This is a genomic window from Pseudonocardia sp. UM4_GMWB1 (assembly GCF_017312155.1).
Taxonomy (GTDB): Bacteria; Actinomycetota; Actinomycetes; order Mycobacteriales; family Pseudonocardiaceae; genus Pseudonocardia; species Pseudonocardia alni.
In genome coordinates, this window is the sequence record NZ_QJPN01000001.1 from 3,789,351 (window position 1) to 3,813,564 (window position 24,214).

The 24,214-nt window shown below is 77.0% G+C and carries 1 protein-coding gene (running past one end of the window); it reads right to left on the reverse strand.

Annotated elements, in window-relative coordinates; genetic code table 11:
* Nucleotides 1-15: 15 nt before the first annotated feature.
* Nucleotides 16-24,214, reverse strand: the 3' portion of a protein-coding gene (locus tag DMP15_RS17715) for a type I polyketide synthase (protein WP_337826193.1). It continues 4,304 nt past the right edge of the window; 24,199 of the gene's 28,503 nt are visible here — the last part of the coding sequence; its start codon lies beyond the right edge, outside the window; it ends in the stop codon at nucleotides 16-18.

Genomic DNA, 24,214 nt, shown 5'->3' on the forward strand with positions numbered 1-24,214 from the left:
GTTCCCTCACTCGCGCTACAGGTCGTCGGGCCGGCCGTCGAGCGCGGCCCGCACCAGGTCGTCGACGGACATCGCGTCGACCTCGCTGCCACCGGGACCGGCCCCGGTGTCGTCGTCGGCTGCGGTTTCCTCGCCCCGGCCGACGAGCCGCAGCAGCGGCTCCAGCACGCCGAGCTCGCGCAGCCGTTCCAGGGGCACGGTGGCCAGTGCTGCCCGGATCCCGGCCTCCTCGCCGTCGGCCCCGGTGTCGTCTCCGGCCAGCTCGTCGAGCAGGTACCGGGCGACGGCGGCGGGGGTCGGGTGGTCGAAGACCAGCGTGGCCGGCAGGCCCAGGCCGGTGGCGGCGCCGAGCTGGTTGCGCAGCTCGACCGCCCCCAGGGAGTCGATCCCGAGGTCACGGAAGGACCGTTCGGCCCCGACGTCGTCGCTGCCGGGATAGCCGAGGACCTGCGCGGCACGCGACCGCACCAGGTCCACGACCGTGTCCAGCCGCCGCGCGGGCGGCAGTGCCGCGAGCGTCGCGGCGAGGTCGTCCTCCGCCGCGCCGGGCCGGGTCCCGGCCTGGCCTGCGACGAGCTCGGCGTAGCCGGGGAACTCGCGCAGCAGCGGGCTGGGGCGGGTGCCGCCGAACGCGCCGGCGAACCGGTCGAGCTCGACCTCGGCGACGACCGCGGTCGGCGCCGTCCCCGCGATCAGGCGGAGCATGGTCTCGACCGCGAGCGCCGGGTCCATCGCACCGATCCCGGTGCGGCGGGCCGCGTCGTCGGCGGAGCCGGCCCCCGCCATTCCGCCGCCGCCCCAGACACCCCAGGAGATCGAGGTGGCGGCGTCGCCGCGGGCCCGGCGCTGCTCGGCGAGCGCGTCGAGCACGGCGTTGGCCGCGGCGTAGTTGGCCTGTCCGGGGTTGCCGACGGCCGAGGACGCGGAGGAGAACAGGACGAACGCGTCGAGGTCGAGGCCGCGGGTCAGCTCGTCGAGCAGCAGCGCCGCGGTGACCTTGGACCGGAAGACCTCCCGGTACCGCTCCGGGGTGAGGCGGTCCAGGATCCCGTCGTCGAGCACGCCCGCGGCGTGCACGACGCCGGTCAGCGGCCGGTCGGCCGGGATCGCCGCGAGCACCGCGGACAGCTGCCCCCGGTCGGCGGCGTCACAGGCCGCCACGGTCACGCCCGCACCGAGTGCCTCCAGCTCCGCACGCAGTCCGTCCACACCGGGAGCGTCCGGGCCGCGGCGACCGAGCAGCACCAGGTGCTGCGCCCCGTCGGCGGCGAGCCGTCGCGCCACGTGCCCGCCGAGGGCACCGGTGCCGCCGGTGATCAGGACGGTGCCGGTCGGGGTCCACGCCGTCGTCGTGTCCTCCCGCGGCGGGGCCGGGACGAGCCGCCGCGCCAGGACCGCGGCGCCGCGGACGGCGACCTGGTCCTCGTCGTCGAGCCCGGCCAGTACCGCGCCGAGCGCGGCGGCGGCCCGCGGGTCGGGGTCCTCGGGCAGGTCGGCCAGGCCACCCCAGCGCTGCGGGTACTCCAGCGCCGCGACCCGCCCCAGGCCCCAGATCGCGGCCTGCAGCGGCCGTGCCGGGCGGTCGGTGGTCCCGGTGGAGACCGCGCCGCGGGTGAGGCACCACAGCGGGGCGTCGACCCCGGCGTCCCCGAGGGCCTGGAGCAGGCCGGTGGTGAGCCCGACCCCGTCGGGGACGTCGCCGGTGAGCTCGTCGCGCAGCGCGAGCAGCGACACGACCCCGGCGACCGGGGTCCCGGCGGGCAGCTGCGCGGTGAGTGCGGCGGCGACCACCGCGCGGTCGGTGGAGCCGGTCTCGACGGTCACGACGGCGGTGCCGATCCCGTCGAGCACCGTGGTCACCCACGGGTCGACGGCGGTGCCCTCCGGGAGCACGGCCAGCCAGGTGCCCTCGGGGGTGCGGCGCCGCCCGGTCGCGGAGCCGGTCAGCCGCTTCCAGACGATCCGGTGCCGCCAGCGGGCCAGCCGGGCCTCCTGCGCCCGGCGGCTGCGCCAGTCCATCAGGGCCGGCAGCACCGCCGACAGCGCCGCGCCCTCGACGTCGAGCTGTGTCTCGAGTGCGGAGAAGTCCTCCTGCGCGACGGCCTCCCAGAAGGCGGCGTCGATCTCGTCGGGGGTGCCCGGGCCGGCGGGCGCGACCGCCCGGGTCTCCTGGCCGGGCATGACGTCCGGCCAGAACCGGTCGCGCTGGAACGGGTAGGTCGGCAGGTCGACCCGGCGGGTGTCGTGGCCGGCGAAGAACGCCTCCCACCGGGGGCCCGCGCCGTGGGTGTGCAGCCGGGCGAGCGCGGCGACCAGGGTCGCCTCCTCGTCGCGGTCGCGGCGCAGGGCGGGGACGGCGAGCGCGTCCGGCGCGCTGCGCGGCACGAGTGCCGACAGGACCGCGTCCGGGCCGAGCTCGAGGAAGGTGCTGACGCCGCGGGCGGCGAGTGCACGGACACCGTCGGCGAACCGGACGGTGCCCCGGACGTGGCGCACCCAGTACTCCGCCGAGCAGAGCTCGTGCGCCGCGGCGACGGCGCCGGTCAGGTTGGACACCACCGGGATGCGCGGCTCGTGGTAGTCGAGCTCCTCGGCGACCGTGCGGAACTCGGCGAGCATCGGGTCCATCCGGGCCGAGTGGAACGCGTGGCTGACCTGCAGCCTGCTGGTGCGCCGTCCCTCGCCGGCGAGGACCGCCGCCAGGGCGGTCACCGCGTCGTCGTCACCGGACAGGACCACCGAGCCGGGCCCGTTCACCCCGGCGATCGCGACGCCGTCGGTGAGCAGCGGGGTCACCTCGTCCTCGTCGGCCTCGACGGCGACCATCGCGCCCCCGGCCGGGAGCGCCTGCATCAGACGGGCGCGGGCGGCGACCAGCCGGCAGGCGTCGTCGAGGTCGAGGACCCCGGCGACGTGCGCGGCGCTGATCTCGCCGATCGAGTGCCCGGCCACGAAGTCCGGGCGGACCCCCCAGGACTCGACGAGCCGGTACAGCGCGACCTCGACGGCGAACAGCGCCGGCTGGGTCGCCCCGGTCTCGGCGAGGGCGTCGGCGTCGGTCCCCCACATCGTGTCGCGCAGCGGCCGGTCGAGGTGACCGTCGAGCCGGGCGAGCACCGCGTCGACGGCGTCGGCGAACACCGGGTGCCGTTCGTACAGCTCGCGGCCCATCCCGAGCCGCTGCGCGCCCTGCCCGGAGAACAGGGCGGCGCTGCGGCCGCTGCGCTCCAGGCGGTGGGTCGCGACCTGCGGTGCGGTGTCGCCGTGGGCGACGGCGGTGAGCCCTGCGAGGAGCTCGTCGCGGCAGGTGGCGGTGACCGCCGCCCGGTGGTCGAACGTCGCACGGCTCGTGGCCAGGGCGCGGGCCAGGTCGCGCAGCCGCAGGTCCGGGTGCTCGCCGAGGTGGGCGACCAGCTCGTCGGCCTGGGCACGCAGCGCGGCCTCGGTGCGGCCGGACAGCAGGACCGCGACCGCGCCGGGGTCGTCGGGGGTGTCGTCGGCGCGCCGGACGACGTCGGCGTGCGGGGGCTGCTCCAGGATGGCGTGCGCGTTCGTGCCGCTCGCGCCGAAGGAGGACACCGCGGCCCGGCGCGGACGCCCGGTCTCGGGCCACCCGGTGGGCGCGGTGAGCAGCTGTGCGTCGCCCGCGGTCCAGTCCACGTGCGAGGACGGGTTCTCCGCGTACAGCGAGCGCGGCAGCACGCCGTGCTCCATGGCGAGCACCATCTTGATGACGCCGCCGACGCCCGACGCGGCCTGGGTGTGGCCGATGTTCGACTTCAGCGAGCCGAGCAGCACCGGCCGGTCGCGGTCCTGCCCGTAGGTGGCGAGCAGGGCCTGGGCCTCGATCGGATCGCCGAGGGTGGTGCCGGTGCCGTGCGCCTCGACGGCGTCGACCTCGCCCGGGGTGAGCCGGGCGTTGGCCAGCGCCTGGCGGATGACGCGCTGCTGGGCCGGTCCGCTGGGTGCGGTGAGGCCGTTGGAGGCGCCGTCCTGGTTGATGGCCGAGCCGCGCAGCACCGCGTGGACGCGGTGGCCGCGGCGGCGGGCGTCGGAGAGCCGTTCGACGACCAGCATGCCGACGCCCTCGGACCAGCCGGTGCCGTTCGCGTCGTCGGAGAAGGCGCGGCAGCGACCGTCCGGCGACAACGCGCCCTGCGCGCTGAACTCGACGAACCCGACCGGGGTGGCCATGACGGTGACGCCGCCGGCCAGCGCGATCGAGCACTCCCCCGCCCGCAGGGCCTGCGCCGCGAGGTGCAGCGCGACCAGCGACGAGGAGCAGGCGGTGTCCACCGAGACCGTCGGGCCCTGGACACCGAAGGTGTAGGCGACGCGGCCCGACAGCAGGCTGGCGGACTGGGCGGTCTGCCACTGCCCGGCCTCGGCGGGCGGCCGGTAGTCACCGGAGCCGCCGCCGACGAACACGCCGTACTCGGCGCTGCCCCGCAGCGACGACGGGTCGATCCCAGTGCGCTCCAGCGCCTCCCACGAGGTCTCCAGCAGGATCCGCTGCTGCGGGTCCATCACCAGTGCCTCGCGCGGCGAGACGCCGAACGGTCCCGGGTCGAAGTCGGTGGCGTCGTGCAGGAACCCGCCCTGGGCCGTGGCGCTGCGGCCGGGGCCGTCACCGGCGAGGGTCTCCAGGTCCCAGCCGCGGTCGTCGGGGAACGCCCCGACGGCGTCGACGTCGTCGGCCATGAGCTGCCACAGGTCCTCGGGCGAGGCGACGCCACCCGGGTACCGGCAGGCCATGCCGACGATGACGATCGGGTCGTCCCCGGTGGCGGACGCGGCGAGGGTGACGGGCTCGGCGGCACCGTCACCCCCGCCGAGCAGCTCGCCGCGCAGGTGCGCGGCCAGCGCGGCGGGGTTCGGGTGGTCGAAGACCAGGGTGGCGGGCAGCGCGACACCGGTGGCGGCGGTGAGCTGGTTGCGCAGGTCCACCGCGGTGAGCGAGTCGAAGCCGAGGTCCCGGAAGGGCAGGTCGGGTTCGAGCGGCTCGCCGTCGGTCAGACCGAGCACCGTCGTCGCCGTCGCGGCGACGAGGTCGAGCAGGATCGTGTCCCGCTCCGCCTCGGGCTGCTCGGCGAGCCACTGCCCGTACCCGCTCGCGGCGGCCTCGCGGCCGGCCCGCTCGCGGGCCGCGCCGGACAGCGCGGTGCGGGCCTCGGGCAGCGCGTCGAACAGGGTGGTGGCGCGGGCGTCGTGGTGTGCCGGGGCGAAGGTCTCCCAGCGCACGTCGGCCACGGTCTCGGCGACCGACCCGTCGGCGACGGCGCGGCCGAGCGCGGCCATCGCCGCGTCGCCGTCCATCGCGGGCAGGCCGTTCATCCGTAGGTGGGCCGCCGTCGAGCGGTCGGCAAGATCGGTCCAGGCGCCCCAGGCGACGGCCGTCGCGGGGACACCGCGCCCGCGCAGGCTGCGGGCGACTGCGTCGAGGTGGGCGCCCGCGGCGGCCTCGACCGCCCGTCCGCGCACCCCCCAGACCCCGGCGATCGAGCCGAACAGGACGACCGCGTCGAGGTCGTGTGCGGTCGCGGGGCCGGTGAGCGCCGTGGCGAGGGCCTCGACGGGGGCCAGGACGTCGGCGAGGCCGGCGTCGCCGAGCGCCTCACCGGCGTGGACGACCGCGGTCGGGGCGTCGGGGGCACCGTCGAGCAGCGCCGCGAGCGCGGCCGGGTCGGCGGGGTCGGCGTCGGACACGGTGACCGCGACGCCGAGGTCGGCCAGCTCGGCGGTGACGGCGTCGGTGTCGACCGACGCCGCGGCCGAGGGCGCGGTGAGCACCAGGTGCGTGGCGCCGTCGGCGGCCAGCCGGCGCGCGGCGCGGCGGCCCAGCGCCCCGGTGCCGCCGACGACCAGCACGGTGCCGTGCGGGCGCCAGCGGGCGGCGGCCGTGCCCTCGGCACCGCCCGCCCGCACGAGGCGGCGGGCGTAGGCGCCGGTGGCGCGCACCGCGATCTCGCTCTCCCCGCCCGGCTCGGTGAGCAGCGCGGCGAGTGCGGTCGCGGCGGCGGCGGCGACGGCGTCGGGGCCCGCGGGCAGGTCGGCGAGACCGCCGAACCGCTGCGGGGTCTCCAGCGCGGCGACCCGGCCCATCCCCCACAGCGCGGCCTGGCCGGGGGCGGGGGTGGTGCCCTCGGCGGCGACCGCGCCGCGGGTGACGCACCACAGGGGTGCGTCGATCCCGGCCGCGGCGAGCGCGGCGAGCAGCGCCGACGGCCGGGCGGGCCCGGACGGCAGCCCGGACGTCCCGGCGGCGAGCAGCGACACCACCCGGTCCACGGGCCGGTCGGCGTCGTCGAGGACGCCGAGGGCCACGGTGAGCTCGTCGGTGGAGCCGTCGCCGACGACCACGGTCTCGGCGTCGAGCGCGGTCACGAGGGCGTCGGTCCAGGCGTCGGCACCGGCGGACACCAGCACGAGCGTCCGCCCGGTGACCGCGGCCGCCGGGGTCGGGACCGGGGTCCACGTCTCGCGGTAACGCCAGGTCGCGGCCGCGGACTCGGCGCCGTGGCGGCGGCGCCAGGCGGACAGCGCAGGGACCATCGTGGCGAGCGTGTCGCCGTCGACACCGAGCGAGCCCGACAGGCTCTCCAGGTCCTCCCGCTCGACAGCCGCCCAGAAGGCGGAGTCGGCCGGGTCGGCCGGTCCGGCGCCGCCGCCCGGCGTGCCGGGCTCGGGCCAGTAGCGTTCCCGCTGGAACGGGTAGGTCGGCAGCTCGACCGGCCCGCGGGCGGGCAGCACGGCCGCCCAGTCCGGTCCGGCGCCGTGGACGTGCAGGACGGCGAGGCCCTCGAGCAGCGCGGTGCCGGCGTCGCGGTCGCGCCGCTGGAGCGCGACGACCACCGCTGCCGGGCCGTCGGCCGGTGCCACCGTGTCCAGGGTCTGCTGGGCCGGGGCGAGCAGCGCCGCGTCCGGGCCGATCTCGGCGAACACGGTCGCCCCGGCCTCGTGCAGGGCGCGGACACCGTCGGCGAACCGCACGGCCTCCCGCACGTGACGCACCCAGTAGCCGGGCTCGCCCAGCTCCGGCCCGGCGAGGGCACCGGTGAGCGTGGAGACCAGTGGGATCCGCGGTGCGGCGAAGGTGATCCCCGAGATCGCGGCGGCGAACCCGTCGAGCATCGCGTCCATCAGCGGCGAGTGGAAGGCGTGGCTGACCCGCAGCCGCCGGGTCCGGCGGCCGTCGGCCGCCAGCCGGTCGGCGAGCGCGCCGACCCCGTCGGCGTCCCCGGAGAGGACCAGCGAGGCGGGCCCGTTGACCGCGGCGATCGCGACGCCGTCGGTGAGCAGCGGTGTGACCTCGTCCTCGGTGGCCTCGACCGCGACCATCGCGCCCCCGGCCGGGAGCGCCTGCATCAGCGAGGCCCGGGCCGCGACGAGCGCGCAGGCGTCGTCGAGGGAGAGCACGCCGGCCACGTGCGCGGCGGCGATCTCACCGACCGAATGCCCGGCGACCAGGTCCGGGGTGCGCCCCCAGGACTCCAGGAGCCGGTACAGCGCCACCTCGACGGCGAACAGCGCGGGCTGGGTGGTGCCGGTCTCGTCGAGCCGGTCGGCGGCCGCTGAGCCGGGCTCGGCGAACAGCGCGTCCCGCAGCGGTGCGTCGAGCAGGGTGTCGAACCGGGCGAGGACCTCGTCGAGGGCCTCGGCGTAGGCGGGGTGGCGCTCGTGGAGCGCACGGCCCATCCCGGCGTGCTGGGCGCCCTGCCCGGAGAACAGGAACGCCGTCCGGCCGGGGGTGCGGGGTGCGGTGCCGCGGGCGGCCTCGCGGATCCCGTCCGGGCCGGCGAGGAGCACGGCGCGGTGGCCGAACAGGGTGCGGCCACCGGCCAGGGTCGCGGCGACGTCGGTGGCGGTGTGCCCACCGGCAGCGCCGACCACGCGGTCGACCTGCTCCTGCAGGGCCGCGGGGGTGCGGGCGGACAGCACCCACGGGACCTCGCCGGGCAGCTCGGCGGCGGCGGTCTCCGGGGCGGGCGGTGCCTGCTCGACGATGACGTGGGCGTTGGTGCCGCTGACCCCGAACGCCGAGACACCGGCCCGGCGGGTGCCGCCGGTCTCCGGCCAGTCCCGGGCCTCGTCGAGCAGGGCCACGGTGCCGGCGCTCCAGTCGACGTGCGAGGACGGCGTGCCGGCGTGCAGGGTGCGGGGCAGCGTGGCGTGCCGCATCGCGAGCAGCATCTTGATCACCCCGGCGACGCCGGCGGCGGCCTGGGTGTGACCGATGTTGGACTTGACCGTGCCCAGGTGCAGCGGGCGGTCGGTGTCGCGGTCGCGGCCGTAGGTGGCGATCAGGGCCTGGGCCTCGATCGGGTCGCCGAGGGTGGTCCCGGTGCCGTGCGCCTCGACGGTGTCGACGTCGGCCGGGGTGAGCCCGGCGTCGGCCAGCGCCTGGCGGATGACCCGCTGCTGGGACGGCCCGCTGGGGGCGGTGAGCCCGTTGGAGGCGCCGTCCTGGTTGATCGCCGAGCCGCCGATCACGCCGTGCACGCGGTGGCCGTGGCGGCGGGCGTCGGACAGGCGCTCCAGCACCAGCATGCCGACGCCCTCGGACCAGGCGGTGCCGTCGGCGTCGTCGGAGAAGGGCTTGCAGTGCCCGTCCGGGGCGAGGCCGCCCTGGGTGGAGAACTCGACGAACGAGTCCGGTCCGGACATGACCGAGACCCCACCGGCCAGGACCAGGTCGGCCTCCCCGTCGGTCAGTGCCCGTCCGGCCCAGTGCAGGGCGACCAGCGACGAGGAGCAGGCGGTGTCGATGGTGACGGCGGGCCCCTCCAGGCCGAGGGTGTAGGACAGCCGGCCGGACATGACGCTGGCGGTGTTGCCGGTGGCGGCGTAGCCGGAGACGTCGTCGGCCGACCGGCGCAGCAGCGTCGCGTAGTCCTGGCCGTTGGTGCCGACGAAGACGCCGGTGGCCGAGCCGCGCAGCGTCGCCGGGTCGATCCCGGCCCGCTCGACGGCCTCCCAGGTGGTCTCCAGCAGCAGCCGCTGCTGGGGGTCCATGGCGAGCGCCTCGCGGGGGGAGATGCCGAAGAACCGGGCGTCGAAGTCCGCGACGCCGTCCAGGAACCCACCCCGCAGCGTGGCCGAGGCCCCGTCGCCGAGCGCGGCGAGGTCCCAGCCGCGGTCGTCGGGGAACCCGGTGATGCCGTCATCGCCGCGGGCCACGAGCTCCCACAGGTCCTCGGGGGTGCGGACCCCGCCGGGGAACCGGCAGGCCATCCCGACGACGACGACGATCGGGTCGTCCACGGCGGCGCTCGTGCGGACCGGGCCCCGCTGCTCGGGCAGCGTGCCGAGCAGCTCGCCGAGCAGGAACCCGGCCATCTCCCGCGGGGTGGGCCGGTCGTAGACCAGCGTCGCGGGCAGCGACAGCCCGGTGGCGGCGTTGAGCGCGTTGCGCAGCTCCAGGATGGTCAGCGAGTCGAAGCCGAGGTCGCGGAACGCGCGGTCGTCGTCGACGGTGCGCGGGTCGGCGTGTCCGAGCACGGCCGCGACCTGGGTGCGCAGTACGTCGAGCACGACGCCGAGGCGTTCGTCGTCGGGCAGGGCCGCGAGCCGGCCCCGCAGCCCGGTACCGGTGTCCCCACCGGTGGTGGGGGCGGCGAGCCGGGCGACCTCGGGGAGATCGGCGACCAGCGGCATCGGCCGGACGGACCCGAACGCGCGCAGGAACCGCTCCCAGTCCATGTCGGCGATCGCGAGGGTGGTCTCCCCACCTTCCCGGCTCCCGTCGACGGCCCGCAGCAGCGCGACCGCCGCCGTCTCCGGGTCGAGCGGTGCGAAGCCGCCGCGCCGTACGCGGGCGGCGACCTCGGCGGCGTCGGCGACCATGCCGGAGCCGTCCCACGGGCCCCACGCCACCGACAACGCGGGCAGGCCGCGGGCGCGGCGGTGCTCGGCGAGGGCGTCGAGGTAGGCGTTGGCGGCGGCGTAGTTGCCCTGACCGGCGGCGCCGATCATGCCTGCGGTCGAGGAGAACAGCACGAAGGCGGCGAGGTCGCTGTCGCGGGTCAGCTCGTCGAGGTGCTGGGCGGCGACGGTCTTGGCCCGCAGCACCCCGGAGTAGCTCTGCGGGGTCAGCGCGTCGAGGACACGGTCCTCGAGCACGCCCGCGGTGTGGAAGACCCCGACCAGCGGCAGCTCGGCGGGCACCGTGTCGAGCAGCGCGGCGAGCGCCTCGCGGTCGGCGACGTCACAGGCGGCGACGGTGACCCGGGCGCCGAGCTCCTCCAGCTCGGCGCGCAGGGCCGCGGCGCCGGGGGCGTCGGGGCCGCGGCGCGCGGCGAGCAGCAGGTGCGCGGCTCCCTCGCGGGCGAGCCGGCGCGCGACGTGACCGCCGATCCCGCCGGTGCCGCCGGTGATCAGGACGGTGCCGGTGGTGGCGTCGAACGGGGCCGGTGTGGCCCCGGCGCGGGCGGGTGCGTGCACGAGCCTGCGCAGGAAGACCCCGGAGGCCCGCACGGCGACCGCGTCCTCGCCGTCGGTCGCGGCGAGCACGCCGCGCAGCCGGCGGGCGGCCGGTGCGTCGACCACGGCGGGCAGGTCGACGGTGCCGCCGATCCGGCCGGGGAGCTCCAGGGCGGCGGTCCGCAGCAGACCCCAGACGGCGGCCTGGTCCAGCTCGGTGACCTCCTCGGAGCGTCCGACGGCCACCGCACCCCGGGTGACGGTCCACAGCGGGGCGTCGACACCGGCGTCGCCGAGTGCCTGGACGGCGGTCGTGGTGAGGCTCAGCGCGGCGGGCACGCCGGGGTGTCCGGCGTCGCCGTCGGCGAACGGCAGCAGGGACAGGACGCCCGCGAACTCCGGGCCCTCCCCCGCGGCCGCGGTGACCGCCGCGGCCAGCGTGGCGCGGTCGGTGCCGGTCACGGTGACGCGCTCGAGCCCGCCCCCGCCGAGGGCGGCCTCGACATCGGCGGCCCACGCGGCGGTCGCGTCGTCGCGGTAGGTCTGCGGGACCAGCACGAGGCGGCGGCCGTCGAGGTCGCCGCCGGCCGGGGACCCGCCGCGCGGGGCCCAGGTGATGCGGTAGCGCCAGCCGTCCCGGGTGGCCTGCTCGCCGCGGCGGCGACGCCATGCGGTCAGCGCCGGGACCATCGCGGAGACGGTGGCGTCGTCCAGGCCGAGCGAGCCGACCAGTCCCTCGACGTCGTCGCGCTCGACGGCGGCCCAGAACTCGGCGTCGGCACCGGTGCCCTCGGGCACGGCGGCGGCCGCCGTCTCCGGCCAGTACCGCTCTCGCTGGAACGCATACGACGGGAGGGCGACCCGCCCGTGGCCGTACCCGGCGAGCAGCGCCCGCCGGTCGAGGCGGGCGCCGTGGCAGTGGGCGCCGGCGACCGCGGCGAGCACCGTGCGCACCTCGGGGCGGTCCTTGCGCAGCAGCGCGAGCAGCGCGGTGCCCGGCTCGTCGCCGACGGTGTCGCGCGCGGCCGCGGACAGTACGCCGTCCGGTCCGAGCTCGACGAAGGTGCGCACGTCGTGCTGCCCGGCCAGGGTGGCGACCCCGTCGGCGAAACGTACGGTGGCCCGGACGTGCTCGACCCAGTAGCCGGGGTCGGTGAGCCGGTCGGCGGTGGCCAGGGTGCCGGTGACGGTGGAGACGATCGGGATCGCCGGTGCCGCGTAGTCCAGCCCCGAGACCACGGCGCGGAACTCGTCGAGCATCGGCTCCATCAGCGGCGAGTGGAACGCGTGGGAGACCCGCAGCCGGTGGGTGCGCCGGCCCTGCGCGGCGAGCCGGGCGGCGACCGCGTCGACCTCGTCGACGTCGCCGGAGACGACGACCGCGGCCGGGCCGTTCACCGCGGCGATGCCGACGCCGTCGGTGAGCAGCGGCGCCACCTCGTCCTCGGCCGCCTCGACGGCGACCATCGCGCCCCCTGCGGGCAGCGCCTCCATGAGCCGGCCGCGGGCGGCCACCAGGGTGCAGGCGTCGTCGAGGGACAGGACGCCCGCGACGTGCGCGGCGGCGATCTCGCCGACCGAGTGCCCGGCGAGCAGGTCGGGGACGACGCCCCACGACTCGAGGAGCCGGAACAGCGCGACCTCGAGCGCGAACAGCGCGGGCTGGGCGTGCCCGGTGCGCTCCAGCAGGGCGGCCTCGTCGGAGCCGGGCTCGGCGAACAGGACCTCGCGCAGCGGCGGGCCGCCGGCGTCGGTGTCCAGCCGGGCCGCGACGTCGTCGAGGGCGTCGGCGAACACCGGGTACCGGGCGTACAGCTCGGCGCCCGCCCCGGCCCGCTGGCTGCCCTGTCCGGTGAACAGGAACGCGGTGCGGCCACGACCGGCGGTGCCCCGGACGGTCCCGGGCGCGGTGCCGCCGTCGCGCAGCGCGGTGAGGCCGCGGACCAGCTCGTCGCGGTCGCCGGCGACCACGGCGCCACGCTGCTCCAGGGCCGCGCGGGTGGTGCCCAGCGCGTGCGCCAGCTCGGCGGGCCGCAGCTGCGGCCGCTCGTCGAGCAGGTCCAGCAGGCGGCCGGCCTGGTCGCGCAACGCGGTCTCGCCGCGGCCGGAGACCAGCACCGGGGCCACGACGTCGTCCGGGAGCGGCACGGCGGGTGCGGCGGCGGGGACGGCCGGGGCCTGCTCGAGGATCGTGTGCACGTTGGTGCCGCTGATCCCGAACGACGACACCGCCGCCCGGCGCGGGCGGCCGGTCTCGGGCCACGCGGTGCGCTCGGTGAGCAGGTCGATCGCCCCGGAGGACCAGTCGACGTGCGTGGAGGGCTGGTCGATGTGCAGCGAGCTGGGGACGACACCCTCCTGCAGCGCACGGACCAGCTTGATCACGCTCGCGACACCGGAGGCCATCTGGGTGTGCCCGATGTTGGACTTCACCGACCCGAGCAGCAGCGGCCGGTCGGTGTCCCGGTCCCGCCCGTAGGTCGCGAACAGCGCCTGGGCCTCGATCGGGTCGCCCAGCGCGGTGCCGGTCCCGTGGCCCTCCAGGACGTCGATCTCCTCCGGTGCGACCCCGGCCCCGGCGAGCGCCTGGCGGATCACGCGCTGCTGGGACGGGCCGTTGGGCGCGGTGAGCCCGTTGGAGGCACCGTCCTGGTTGACCGCGGAGCCACGCACGACGGCCAGTACCTCGTGCCCGTTGCGGACCGCGTCGGACAGTCGCTCCAGCAGGACCAGACCGACGCCTTCGGCGAGTGTCATGCCGTCGGCGCCGTCGGCGTAGGCCTTGCAGCGGCCGTCCTCGGCCAGCGCGCGCTGGCGGCTGAACCCGACGAACGACATCGGGGTGGACATGATGCTGACGCCACCGGCCAGGGCGAGGGTGCTCTCCCCGGTGCGCAGCGACTGGCACGCCAGGTGCATCGCCACCAGCGACGACGAGCACGCGGTGTCCAGGGTGACGGCCGGGCCCTCGAAGCCGAACAGGTAGTTGACCCGCCCGGACAGCACGCTCGGGAGCGTGCCGGTGATCATGTGGCCCTCGGCCCCCTCGGCGGCGGGCGCCCCGGAGGCATAGTCCTGGTAGCTGGCGCCGATGAACGTGCCGGTCCGGCTCCCACGCTGCGCGGTCGGGTCGATGCCGGCGTGCTCGAAGGTCTCCCAGGTGGTCTCCAGCAGCAGCCGCTGCTGCGGGTCCATCGACAGCGCCTCGCGCGGCGAGATCCCGAAGAACCCGGGGTCGAAGTCGGCGACGTCGCGCAGGAACCCGCCCTGCGTCGAGTAGGTGTGCCCGGCCCGGTCGGGGTCCGGGTCGTAGAGCGATGCGGCGTCCCAGCCGCGGTCGTCGGGGAACCCGGAGATCGCGTCCACCTCGTCGAGGGCGACCCGCCACAGGTCCTCGGCGGAGGCGACCCCGCCGGGGTAGCGGCAGCTCATGCCGACGACGACGATCGGGTCGTCCTGGTCCTGGGCGGCCGCGGTGGACCCGGCGCCGGCCGCGACCGGGGTGGCCCCGGCCAGCTCGGCCCTCAGGAACTCGGCGAGCGCCGCGGGTGTCGGGTGGTCGAAGACCATCGTCGAGGGCAGCGTCAGGCCGGTGACCGAGGCGAGCCGGTTCCGCAGCGCGACGGCGGTCAGCGAGTCGAACCCGACGTCGCGGAACGCCCGCTGGTCGGTGAGGTCGTCGGCGGAGGCCATCCCGAGCACGCCGGCGGCCTCGGCCCGGACCACGTCGAGGACGCGGCGCAGCGCCTCGGCGTCGGTCAGCCCGTCCAGCGTGGCGGCGAACTCGCCCGCGGCGACCGTGCCCGCGGTCCGTTCCGCGGCGGCGGTGAGCGCCACGACCTCGGGGATCTCGTCGTAGAGCCGTGTGGGCCGTCCGGAGGTGTAGACCGGGTGGTAGGTGTCCCAGTCGACGTCGGCGACCGCGACGACGGTCTCGGCGTCGTCGAGGGCCCGCTCGAGCCCGTTCAGCGCGAGCTGCGGGTCCATGAACACCAGGCCGCTGCCCCGGATGGCGGCCGGGTCGACCCGGCCGAGCTTCAGGTCGTCGGCCCAGATGCCCCAGGCGATCGACGTGGTCGGCAGGCCGCGGGCCCGCCGGTGCTCGGCGAGGGCGGCGAGGTGGGCGTTGCCCGCGACGTAGGCGGCGTGCGCCCCGCTGCCCCACATGCCCGCGGTGGAGGAGAACAGGACCACCTCGGCTGGGTCGCCGCCCCGCTCGTCGAGCAGCTCGGTCAGCACCTGCGCGCCGGTGACCTTGGCGTGCAGTACCCGGGCGAGCTCCTCCTGGGTCGTGGCGTCGAGGGTGGCGAGCTCGATGGTGGCGGCGGTGTGCAGGACGGTGCGCACCGTGGCGCCGTGGGCGTCGAGCCGCTCCAGCAGGCCCGCGACGGCGGCGCGGTCGGTGATGTCGCAGGCCACGGCCTCGACCGTGGTGTCGCTGCCGTCGAACTCGGCGAGCAGCTCGGCCGCGCCGGGGGCGTCGGGGCCACGGCGCGACAGCAGCACGACGTGCTCGGCGCCCCGCTCGGCCAGGCGGCGCGCCAGGTGCGGCGCGAGGGTGCCGGACCCGCCGGTGACCAGCGTGGTCCCCCGCGGGTCCCACGTCCGGGCCGGCCGGGCGCCCGCGGGCTCGGCCCGCACGATCCGCCGGGTGAACACCCCGGTGGGACGCAGCGCGAGCTGGTCCTCGGCGCCCAGCTCCCCGGCGAGGACGGCGACCAGCCGCGCGGCCCCGCGCTCGTCCAGGGCGACCGGCAGGTCGATCGTCCCGCCCCAGCGCTGCGGGTGCTCCAGCGCCGCGGTCCAGCCGATGCCCAGGACCTGGGCCTGGACCGGGGCGATGACCTCGTCGGCGCGTCCGGTGGCGACGGCGCCACGGCTCAGTGCCCACATCGGCGCGTCGATGCCGCTGTCGCCCAGCGCCTGGATCAGCGCGACGGTCAGCGCCACCCCGGTGACCAGGCCGGTCCGCGGCACGGTCGTGGTGTCGGCCTCGGCCAGCACCGAGACGATCCCCGAGACGGCGGCCGGGTCGGCGGCGGAGTCGTCCCCGGTCGCCGCGGCGAGCCGCCCGGCCAGGACGGCGCGGTCGGTGCAGGTCTCGTCGAGGACGACGCGGCGCACGTCGGCCCCGTGCGCGGCCAGCGCACCGGCCACCTCGGTGTCGTCGGTCCCCTCGGCCGAGACGACCAGCCAGGTGCCCGCCAGGCTCCGCTGCGGCAGCGACCCGGCCGGTTTCCAGGACACGCGGTAGCGCCAGGAGTCCAGGGTGGAGCGGTCCCGGCGGCCGCGGCGCCAGCTGACCAGCGCGGGCAGGACCGCGGCGACCGCGTCCGGGTCGGTGTCCAGGGTGCTGGTCAGGGCGGCGACGTCGCCGTCCTCGACGGCGGCCCAGAACGCCTCGTCCTGCGGGTCGGCGGCGGCGGTGACCGCGGGGGGCAGGACCCACAGCTGGTCGTGGGCGAACGCATACGTGGGCAGGTCGGTGCGGGACGCGCCGGTCCCGTCGAAGACCCGGGTCCAGTCGACGGCCGCCCCCCGGACGTAGAGCTCCGCCGCGGACAGCACGAACCGGTCGTAGCCGCCCTGGTCACGGCGCAGCGTGCCACCCGCGACACCGGCGACGCCGGCGTCGTCGAGCACGTCCTGCACCGACATCGACAGCACCGGGTGCGGGCTCGTTTCGACGAACGTGCGGTACTCGGCGGCCTGCAGGGCCTCGACCGCGTCGGCGAACCGGACCCGGTTGCGCAGGTTCTCGTACCAGTAGGAGGCGTCCATCGTGGTCGTGTCGAGCCAGTCGCCCGTGACCGTGGAGAACACCGGCACCTGCGACGGCTGCGGGGCGAGCCCGGCGAGGGTCGTGGCGAGCTCGTCGCGCAGGTCCTCGACCTGGTGCGAGTGCGAGGCGTAGTCCACCGCGATCCGGCGGGCGCGGACATCGGCGGCGTCGAACGCGGCGAGCAGCTCGTCGAGCGCGTCGGGCTCGCCGGCGAGCACCGCGGAACGGGGGCCGTTGACGGCGGCCACCGACACCCGGCCCTCGTAGCCGGCGAGGTGCCCCTCGGCGTCGGCGACCGGCAGCGCGACCGACATCATGCCGCCGCGCCCGGCCAGCGACCGCGCGATCGCCCGGCTGCGCAGCGCGACCACCCGGGCACCGTCGCGCAGCGACAGCGCACCGGAGACGACGGCGGCGGCGATCTCGCCCTGGGAGTGGCCGACGACCGCGTCGGGCTCGACGCCGTGCGCGCGCCACAGCGCGGCCAGTCCGACCATGACGGCGAAGGTGGCGGGCTGGACGACGTCGACCCGCTCGACGGGCGGCGCCCCCTCGGCGCCGCGGAGCACGTCGTCGAGCGACCAGTCGGTGAACTCGGCGAGGGCCTCGGCGCACTCGGCGACCCGGTCGGCGAACACCGGGGACTCCTCGAGCAGGCGTGCGCCCATCCCGAGCCACTGCGATCCCTGACCGGGGAAGACGAACACGGTGCGGCCCTCGACGTCGGCGACACCGCGGGCGACGACGCCGGACGGGCCGTCGGCGGCGACCGCGCGCAGCCCGGCCGCCCGGTCCGCGGGGTCGGTCGCGACGACGACGGCGCGGTGCTCGAACGGCATCCGCGCACTCACCAGGGAGAACCCGATGTCGGCGGGGCGGGCGTCGGTCGTCTCGAGGTGGGCGAGCAGGCGGTCGGCCTGGCCGCGCAGCGCGGCGGCACCGCGGGCGCCGAGCACCCACGGCAGGACCGGCTCCGGCGCCGACGGCAGGACGGGCCCCGACGGGGTCGCGGGGGCCACCGGGGCGGCCTCGGGCGCCTGCTCCAGCACGGTGTGGGCGTTGGTGCCGCTGATCCCGAACGACGACACCGCGGCCCGGCGGGGACGACCGGTCTCCGGCCATGCGGTCTGCTCGGCGAGCAGCTCGACGCTGCCTGCCGACCAGTCCACGTGCGAGGACGGCTCGTCGGCGTGCAGCGTGCGGGGCAGCACCCCGTGCCGCAGCGCCATCACCGTCTTGATCACCGAGGCGACGCCCGCGGCGGACTGGGTGTGCCCGATGTTGGACTTCACCGAGCCCAGCAGCAGCGCGCGCGCCGCGTCGCGGTCGCGGCCGTAGGTGGTCTGCAGGGCCTGGGCCTCGATCGGGTCGCCCAGCGGGGTGCCGGTGCCGTGCGCCTCGACGGCGTCGACGTCGCCGGGCTCGAGCCCGGCGTTGGCCAGTGCCTGGCGGATGACCCGCTGCTGGGAGGGCCCGTTCGGGGCGGTCAGGCCGTTGGAGGCGCCGTCCTGGTTGATGGCGGAGCCGCGGATCACCGCGAGGACCGGGTGGCCGTGGCGCTCGGCGTCGGAGAGGCGTTCGACCAGCACGATGCCCACGCCCTCGGCGAGGGTCATGCCGTCGGCGTCGTCGGAGAAGGCCTTGCAGCGGCCGTCGCGGGCCAGCGCGCGCTGGCGGCTGAACGCGATGAACGGGTTGGGGGTGGTCATGACGGTGGCGCCGCCGGCGACCCCGAGGGTGCTCTCCCCGTTGCGCAGCGACTGGCAGGCCAGGTGCAGTGCCACCAGCGACGACGAGCACGCCGTGTCGACGGTGACGGCCGGGCCCTCCAGCCCGAACACGTAGGACAACCTGCCGGACAGCACGCTGGGGCTGGTGCCGGTGACCAGGTGACCCTCGGCGCCGTCACCGGCACCCAGGCCGTACTCCTGGTAGCTGGACCCGATGAAGGTGCCGGTCAGGCTGCCGCGCACGGTGTCGGGACGGATCCCGGCCCGCTCGAAGGACTCCCAGGTGGTCTCCAGCAGCAGCCGCTGCTGCGGATCCATCACCAGCGCCTCGCGCGGCGAGATGCCGAAGAACGACGGGTCGAACTCGTCGGCGGTGTGCAGGAACCCGCCCTGGGTGGAGTAGGTGGTCCCGGGGCGGTCCGGGTCGCGGTCGAACAGCGCGGCGGTGTCCCAGCCACGGTTGACCGGGAAGTCGGAGATCGCGTCGGTACCGGAGGTGACCAGGTCCCAGAGCGCCTCCGGCGAGGAGACGCCGCCGGGGAACCGGCAGGCCATGCCGATGATCGCGATCGGCTCGGCGTCGGCGGCGCCGACGGCGACCGGGCCGGTGCCCTCCGCCGCGGTGCCGAGGATCTCGGCACGCAGGTGCCGGGCGAGCTCCAGCGGGCTCGGGTGGTCGAACACCAGCGTGCTGGGCAGCGTCAGGCCGGTCGCGGCGGCGAGACGGCTGCGCAGCTCGACCCCGGTCAGCGAGTCGAACCCGAGGTCGCGGAACGCGCGCGACCCGGCGACGGACTCGGCCGACCCGTGGCCCAGCACGGCCGCGGCCGCACCGCGGACCAGCTCGGTGAGCAGGCGCATCCCGGCGGGCTCGTCGAGGGCGCGGACCCGGGTGACGATCTCGGTGGCGGCGACGCCGGACTCCGGCTCCGCGAGGTCCGCGAGACCGGCGATCAGTGCGCTCGGCCGGGCCGAGGTGAACAGCGGTGCGTAGCGGTCCCAGTCGACGTCGGCGACGGTGACCTGGGTGTCGGCGTCGACGACGGCGCGCCGCAGCTCGGTCATGGCCGGGCCGGGGTCGAGCAGGCCGAGTCCCTGCCGCTGCAGGGTCGTGGCCACGGACTCCTCGGTGGCCATGCCGGACCCGGCCCACGGGCCCCAGGCGATGCTGGTGGCGGTGGCGCCGCGGGCGCGGCGGTGCGCGGCGAGTGCGTCGAGGTAGGCGTTGGCGGCGCCGTAGGCGCTCTGCCCGCCGCTCCCCCACACCCCGGCGACGGAGCCGAACAGCACGAACAGGTCGAGCTCGCGGTCGGCCAGCAGGTCGTCGAGGTGCGCGGCGCCGGCGATCTTGGCGGCCGTGCGGGCGGCGACACCCTCGACGTCGAGGGTGTCGAGCGCGTCGTAGTGGCCGACGCCCGCGGTGTGCACGACGCCGGTCAGCGGCGCGTCGGCGGGTACGGCGTCCAGCACGGCGGCGAGCGCGTCGCGGTCGGTCACGTCGCAGGCCTCGATCGCGACCGAGGCGCCCAGCGCGGTGAGCTCGTCGCGCAGCTCGGCGGCCCCGGGTGCGTCGGGGCCACGACGGCTGGTGAGCACCAGGTGGGCCACGCCGGAGCGGGCCAGCCATCGGGCGACCTCGGCGCCGAGCCCACCGGTACCACCGGTGACCAGGACCGAGCCGGTCGCGGTGAACGCGGTGGCGGGCGGCAGCGCGTCGACGGTGTGCCGGACGAGCCGGCGCCCGGACACACCGGCGGCGCGCAACGCGACCTGGTCCTCCCCGTCCGGGGTGTCCTTGTCGGCGAGCACCCCCGCGAGGCGCTGGGCGCTGCGCGGGTCCAGCTCGGCCGGGAGGTCGACCAGGCCGCCCCACAGCCGCGGGTGCTCCAGAGCGACGCTGCGGCCCAGGCCCCATGCGGTGGCCTGCACCGGGTGGGTGACCGGGTCGGCGGGACCGGTGGAGACGGCGCCGCGGGTCGCGGTCCACAGCCGTGCGGTCGTCCCGGTGCTGTCACCGGCGTCGGCGTCGGCGAGGGCCTGGACGAGCGCGACGGTCAGGGCGAGGCCGCGGGTCAGCGGGGCGGCGCCCGCAGCGGGGCGCTCGTCGAGCGGCAGCAGGGACAGCACGTGGGCGGGGTCACCGTCGGCGGTGCCCGCGGCCAGCCGCGCGGCGACCGCGGCGCGGTCGGCCGGGCAGTCGTCGTCGAGGACGAGCCGGCGGACCCGGGCGCCGTGCGCGCCGAGGGTGTCGGCGAGCCCGTCGAGCAGCGTGGTCTCGGCGTCGGTGGTGGCGCCGGTGGCGACCAGCAGCCAGGTGCCGTCGAGGACCGGCGCGGCGGGGCGCCGCAGCCGGGTCCACTCGACGCGGTAGCGCAGGGTGTCGAGCCGGGCCTTCTCCCGGTTGCCGCGCCGCCACGTGGTCAGTGCGGGCAGCAGCGGGGTGGCGACGTCGTCGGCGTCGAGGCCGAGGATGCCGGCGAGCTCGGCGGCGTCCCCGCGCTCGACGGCGGCCCAGAGCTGCCGGTCGGCCGGGTCGGTGTCCTCCCCGGCGGACGCGGCGGCCGCGGGCAGCTGCGGCCAGTAGAACTCGTGCTGGAAGGCGTAGGTCGGCAGGGCGGTGCGGCGGGCACCGGTCCCGTGCAGCAGCGCGGCGGGGTCGAGGTCCAGGCCGTGGACCTGCAGCCGGGCGGCGGCCGTCGCGGCGGCGAGCTCCTCGCCCCGGTCGGCGCGCAGGAAGGGCACCAGCGCGGTGTCGGCGCCGTCCCCGAGGGTCTCGCGGGCCATCGCGGTGAGCGGTGCGTCGGGTCCCAGCTCCAGAAGGACGGTCGCGCCCTGGTCGTGCAGCGTGGTGACGCAGTCGGCGAACCGGACCGCCTCGCGCACGTGCCGCACCCAGTACCCGGGCTCGCACAGCTCGGTGTCGGCGGCCCGGGCGCCGGTGAGGTTGGAGACCACCGGGATCCGGGGCGCGTGGTACTCGATCCGCTCGGCCACGGCCCGGAAGTCCTCGAGCATGCCGTCCATGTGCGGCGAGTGGAACGCGTGGCTGACCCGCAGTGTGCGGGTCCGGCGGCCCTGCTCGGCGAACGTCGCGGCGAGCGCGGCGGTGGCGTCGGCGTCGCCGGAGACGACCACCGATCCCGGCGCGTTCACCGCCGCGATCGACACCCGCTCGTCGAGCAGCGGGGTGACCTCGTCCTCGCCGGCCGCGATCGCGACCATGGCGCCACCGGTGGGCAGCGCCTGCATGAGCCGTGCGCGGGCGGCGACCAGCCGGGCGGCGTCGGCCAGGGTGAACACCCCGGCGACGTACGCGGCGGTGATCTCGCCGATCGAGTGCCCGGCCACGAGGTCGGCCCGCACGCCCCAGCTCTCGACGAGCCGGTACAGCGCGACCTCGACCGCGAACAGCGCGGGCTGGGTCCAGCCGGTCTCGTCGAGCAGCGCGGCCTCCGCGGTGCCCCCCTCGGCGAACACGACCTCGGCGAGCGGCCGCTCGAGCAGCGGGTCCAGCGCGGCGCAGACCTCGTCGAACGCGGCGGCGAACACCGGCTGGGCGGCGTACAGCTCGCGGCCCATCGCGGCGCGCTGGCTGCCCTGGCCGGTGAACAGCACCGCGGTCCGGGCACGCCCGGCGGCCTCCCCCTCCACGACGCGCGGGTCCGGACGTCCGGCGGCGAGCGCGCCGAGCGCGGCGAGCAGGTCCTCGCGGTCACCCGCCAGCACGGCGGCGCGCTGGTCGAAGCGGGTGCGGGTGGTGGCGAGTGAGTGGGCGAGGTCGGCCGTGCGGACGCCCGGGTGGTCCCGCAGGTGGTCGAGCAGCCGGCCGGCCTGGGCGCGCAGCGCGGGGCGGCCGCGGCCCGAGAGCAGCAGCGGGACCACGGCCGGGGTGGCCCCGGGACCGGGGTCGGGGGCGGGCGCGGAGTCCGGTCCCTGCTCCAGCACCGTGTGCACGTTGGTGCCGCTGATCCCGAACGACGACACCGCGGCCCGGCGCGGACGGCCGGTCTCCGGCCACGCGGTCTGCTCGGTGAGCAGCTCCACGGCGCCCTCGGTCCAGTCCACGTGCGAGGAACGGGTGTCCGCGTGCAGCGTGCGGGGCAGCACGCCGTGCCGCATCGCCAGCACCATCTTGATCACGCCGGCGACGCCGGCGGCGGCCTGGGTGTGCCCGATGTTGGACTTCAGCGACCCCAGGTGCAGCGGCCGGTCGGTGTCCCGGTCCCGGCCGTAGGTGGCCAGCAGCGCCTGGGCCTCGATCGGGTCGCCCAGCGAGGTGCCGGTGCCGTGCGCCTCGACGACGTCGACGTCGTCGGTGGACAGCCCCGCGCTCGCCAGCGCCTGGCGGATCACCCGCTGCTGGGACGGCCCGTTCGGGGCGGTGATCCCGTTGGAGGCGCCGTCGGAGTTGACCGCGGACCCGCGGACCACGGCCAGGATGTCGTGGCCGTGGCGCAGCGCGTCGGACTGCCGTTCCAGCACCAGCATGCCGACGCCCTCGGACCAGCCGACGCCGTCGGCGTCGTCGGAGAAGGCCTTGCAGCGCCCGTCCGGGGACAGGCCGCGCTGGCGGGCGAAGTCGACGAACGCCGCCGGGGTGGACATGACGGTGACACCGCCGGCCAGCGCGAGCGAGCACTCCCCGGTCCGCAGCGCCTGCATCGCCCAGTGCATCGCGACCAGCGAGGACGAGCACGCGGTGTCGACGGTGACCGCGGGCCCCTCCAGCCCGAGGGTGTAGGCGACCCGGCCCGAGGCCAGGCTCGGCGAGCTGCCGACCCCCTGGAAGCCCTCGAACTCGGGCCCCCCGGCCAGGACGGCGTTGTAGTCGCTGTACATGACACCGGCGAACACGCCGGTCGCGGTGCCGCGCAGCGTCGACGGGTCGATGCCCGCCCGCTCGACGGCCTCCCACGAGGTCTCCAGCAGCTGGCGCTGCTGCGAGTCGGTGGCCAGCGCCTCGCGCGGGCTCATCCCGAAGAAGGCCGGGTCGAACTCGCCCGCCTCGTGCAGGAACCCGCCGGAGCGGGTGTAGGTGGTGCCGGGGTGGTCCGGGTCCGGGTGGTGCAGCGCCTCGAGGTCCCAGTTCCGGTTGGTCGGGAAACCGGAGATCGCGTCGGTGCCCTCGGTGACCAGGCGCCACAGCTCGTCGGGCGTGGACACCCCGCCCGGGTAGCGGCAGGCCATGCCGACGATGACGATCGGGTCCTCGACGTCCACCGCGACGCGGGCGGCCGGGACGGCCTCGGTCTCGGCGCCCAGCAGCTCGTCGGTGACGTGGGCCGCGAGGTGCCGGACCGTCGGGTGGTCGAACACGAGTGTGGCGGGCAGCCGCAGCCCGGTGACGGTACCGAGCCGGTTGCGCAGCTCGACGGCGGTCAACGAGTCGAACCCGAGGTCGCGGAACGCGCGGCCGGCGTCGACGTCGGCCGCACCGGCGTGCCCGAGCACCAGGGCGACCTGGCCGCGGACCAGGTCCAGGACCATCTCCTCGCGTCCCTCGGCGTCCAGGCGGGCCAGCCGCTGGGCGAGACCGTTCGCCGTCGCCGAGCCGGTGGCCGCGGTGCGCCGGGCCCGGGTACGGATCAGGGACCGGAGCAGCGGCGGGACCTCGCCGCCGGCCCGCAGGGCGGGCAGGTCCAGACGGACCGGCACCAGGGCGGGCTCGGGGGCGCCGAGCGCGGCGTCGAACAGGGTCAGCCCCTGCTCCACGGTGAGGGCGGGGGTCCCGGCGCGGGCCATTCGCGCCATGTCCTCGTCGGAGACGCCACCGGTCATCCCGCCGGTCCGCTCCCACGGTCCCCAGGCCAGCGACAGACCTGCCAGGCCCGCGGCCCGACGGTGCGCGGCGAGCGCGTCGAGGGCGGCGTTGCCCGCCGCGTAGTTCGCCTGCCCGGGGCTGCCGAACACCCCGGCGACCGAGGAGAACAGCACGAACGCGTCGAGGTCGAGACCCAGGGCCGCGGCCGCGGTGTGCAGGTTCCACGCGGCGTCGACCTTCGGGCGCAGCACCGCCGCGAGCCGCTGCGGGGTCAGCGAACCGACGGTGGCGTCGTCGAGCACCCCGGCGGCGTGCACCACCGAGGTCACCCGGTGCGCGCCGAGCAACTCGGTCACCGCCGCGGGGTCGCTCACGTCGCAGGCGACGACCTGGGCCCGCGCACCGGCGGCGGTGAGGTCGGAGACCAGCTCGGCCGCGCCGTCGGCGGCCGGGCCGCGGCGCCCGACCAGCAGCAGGTCGGTCACGCCGTGGGTGGTGGCCAGGTGCCGGGCGACGACGGCA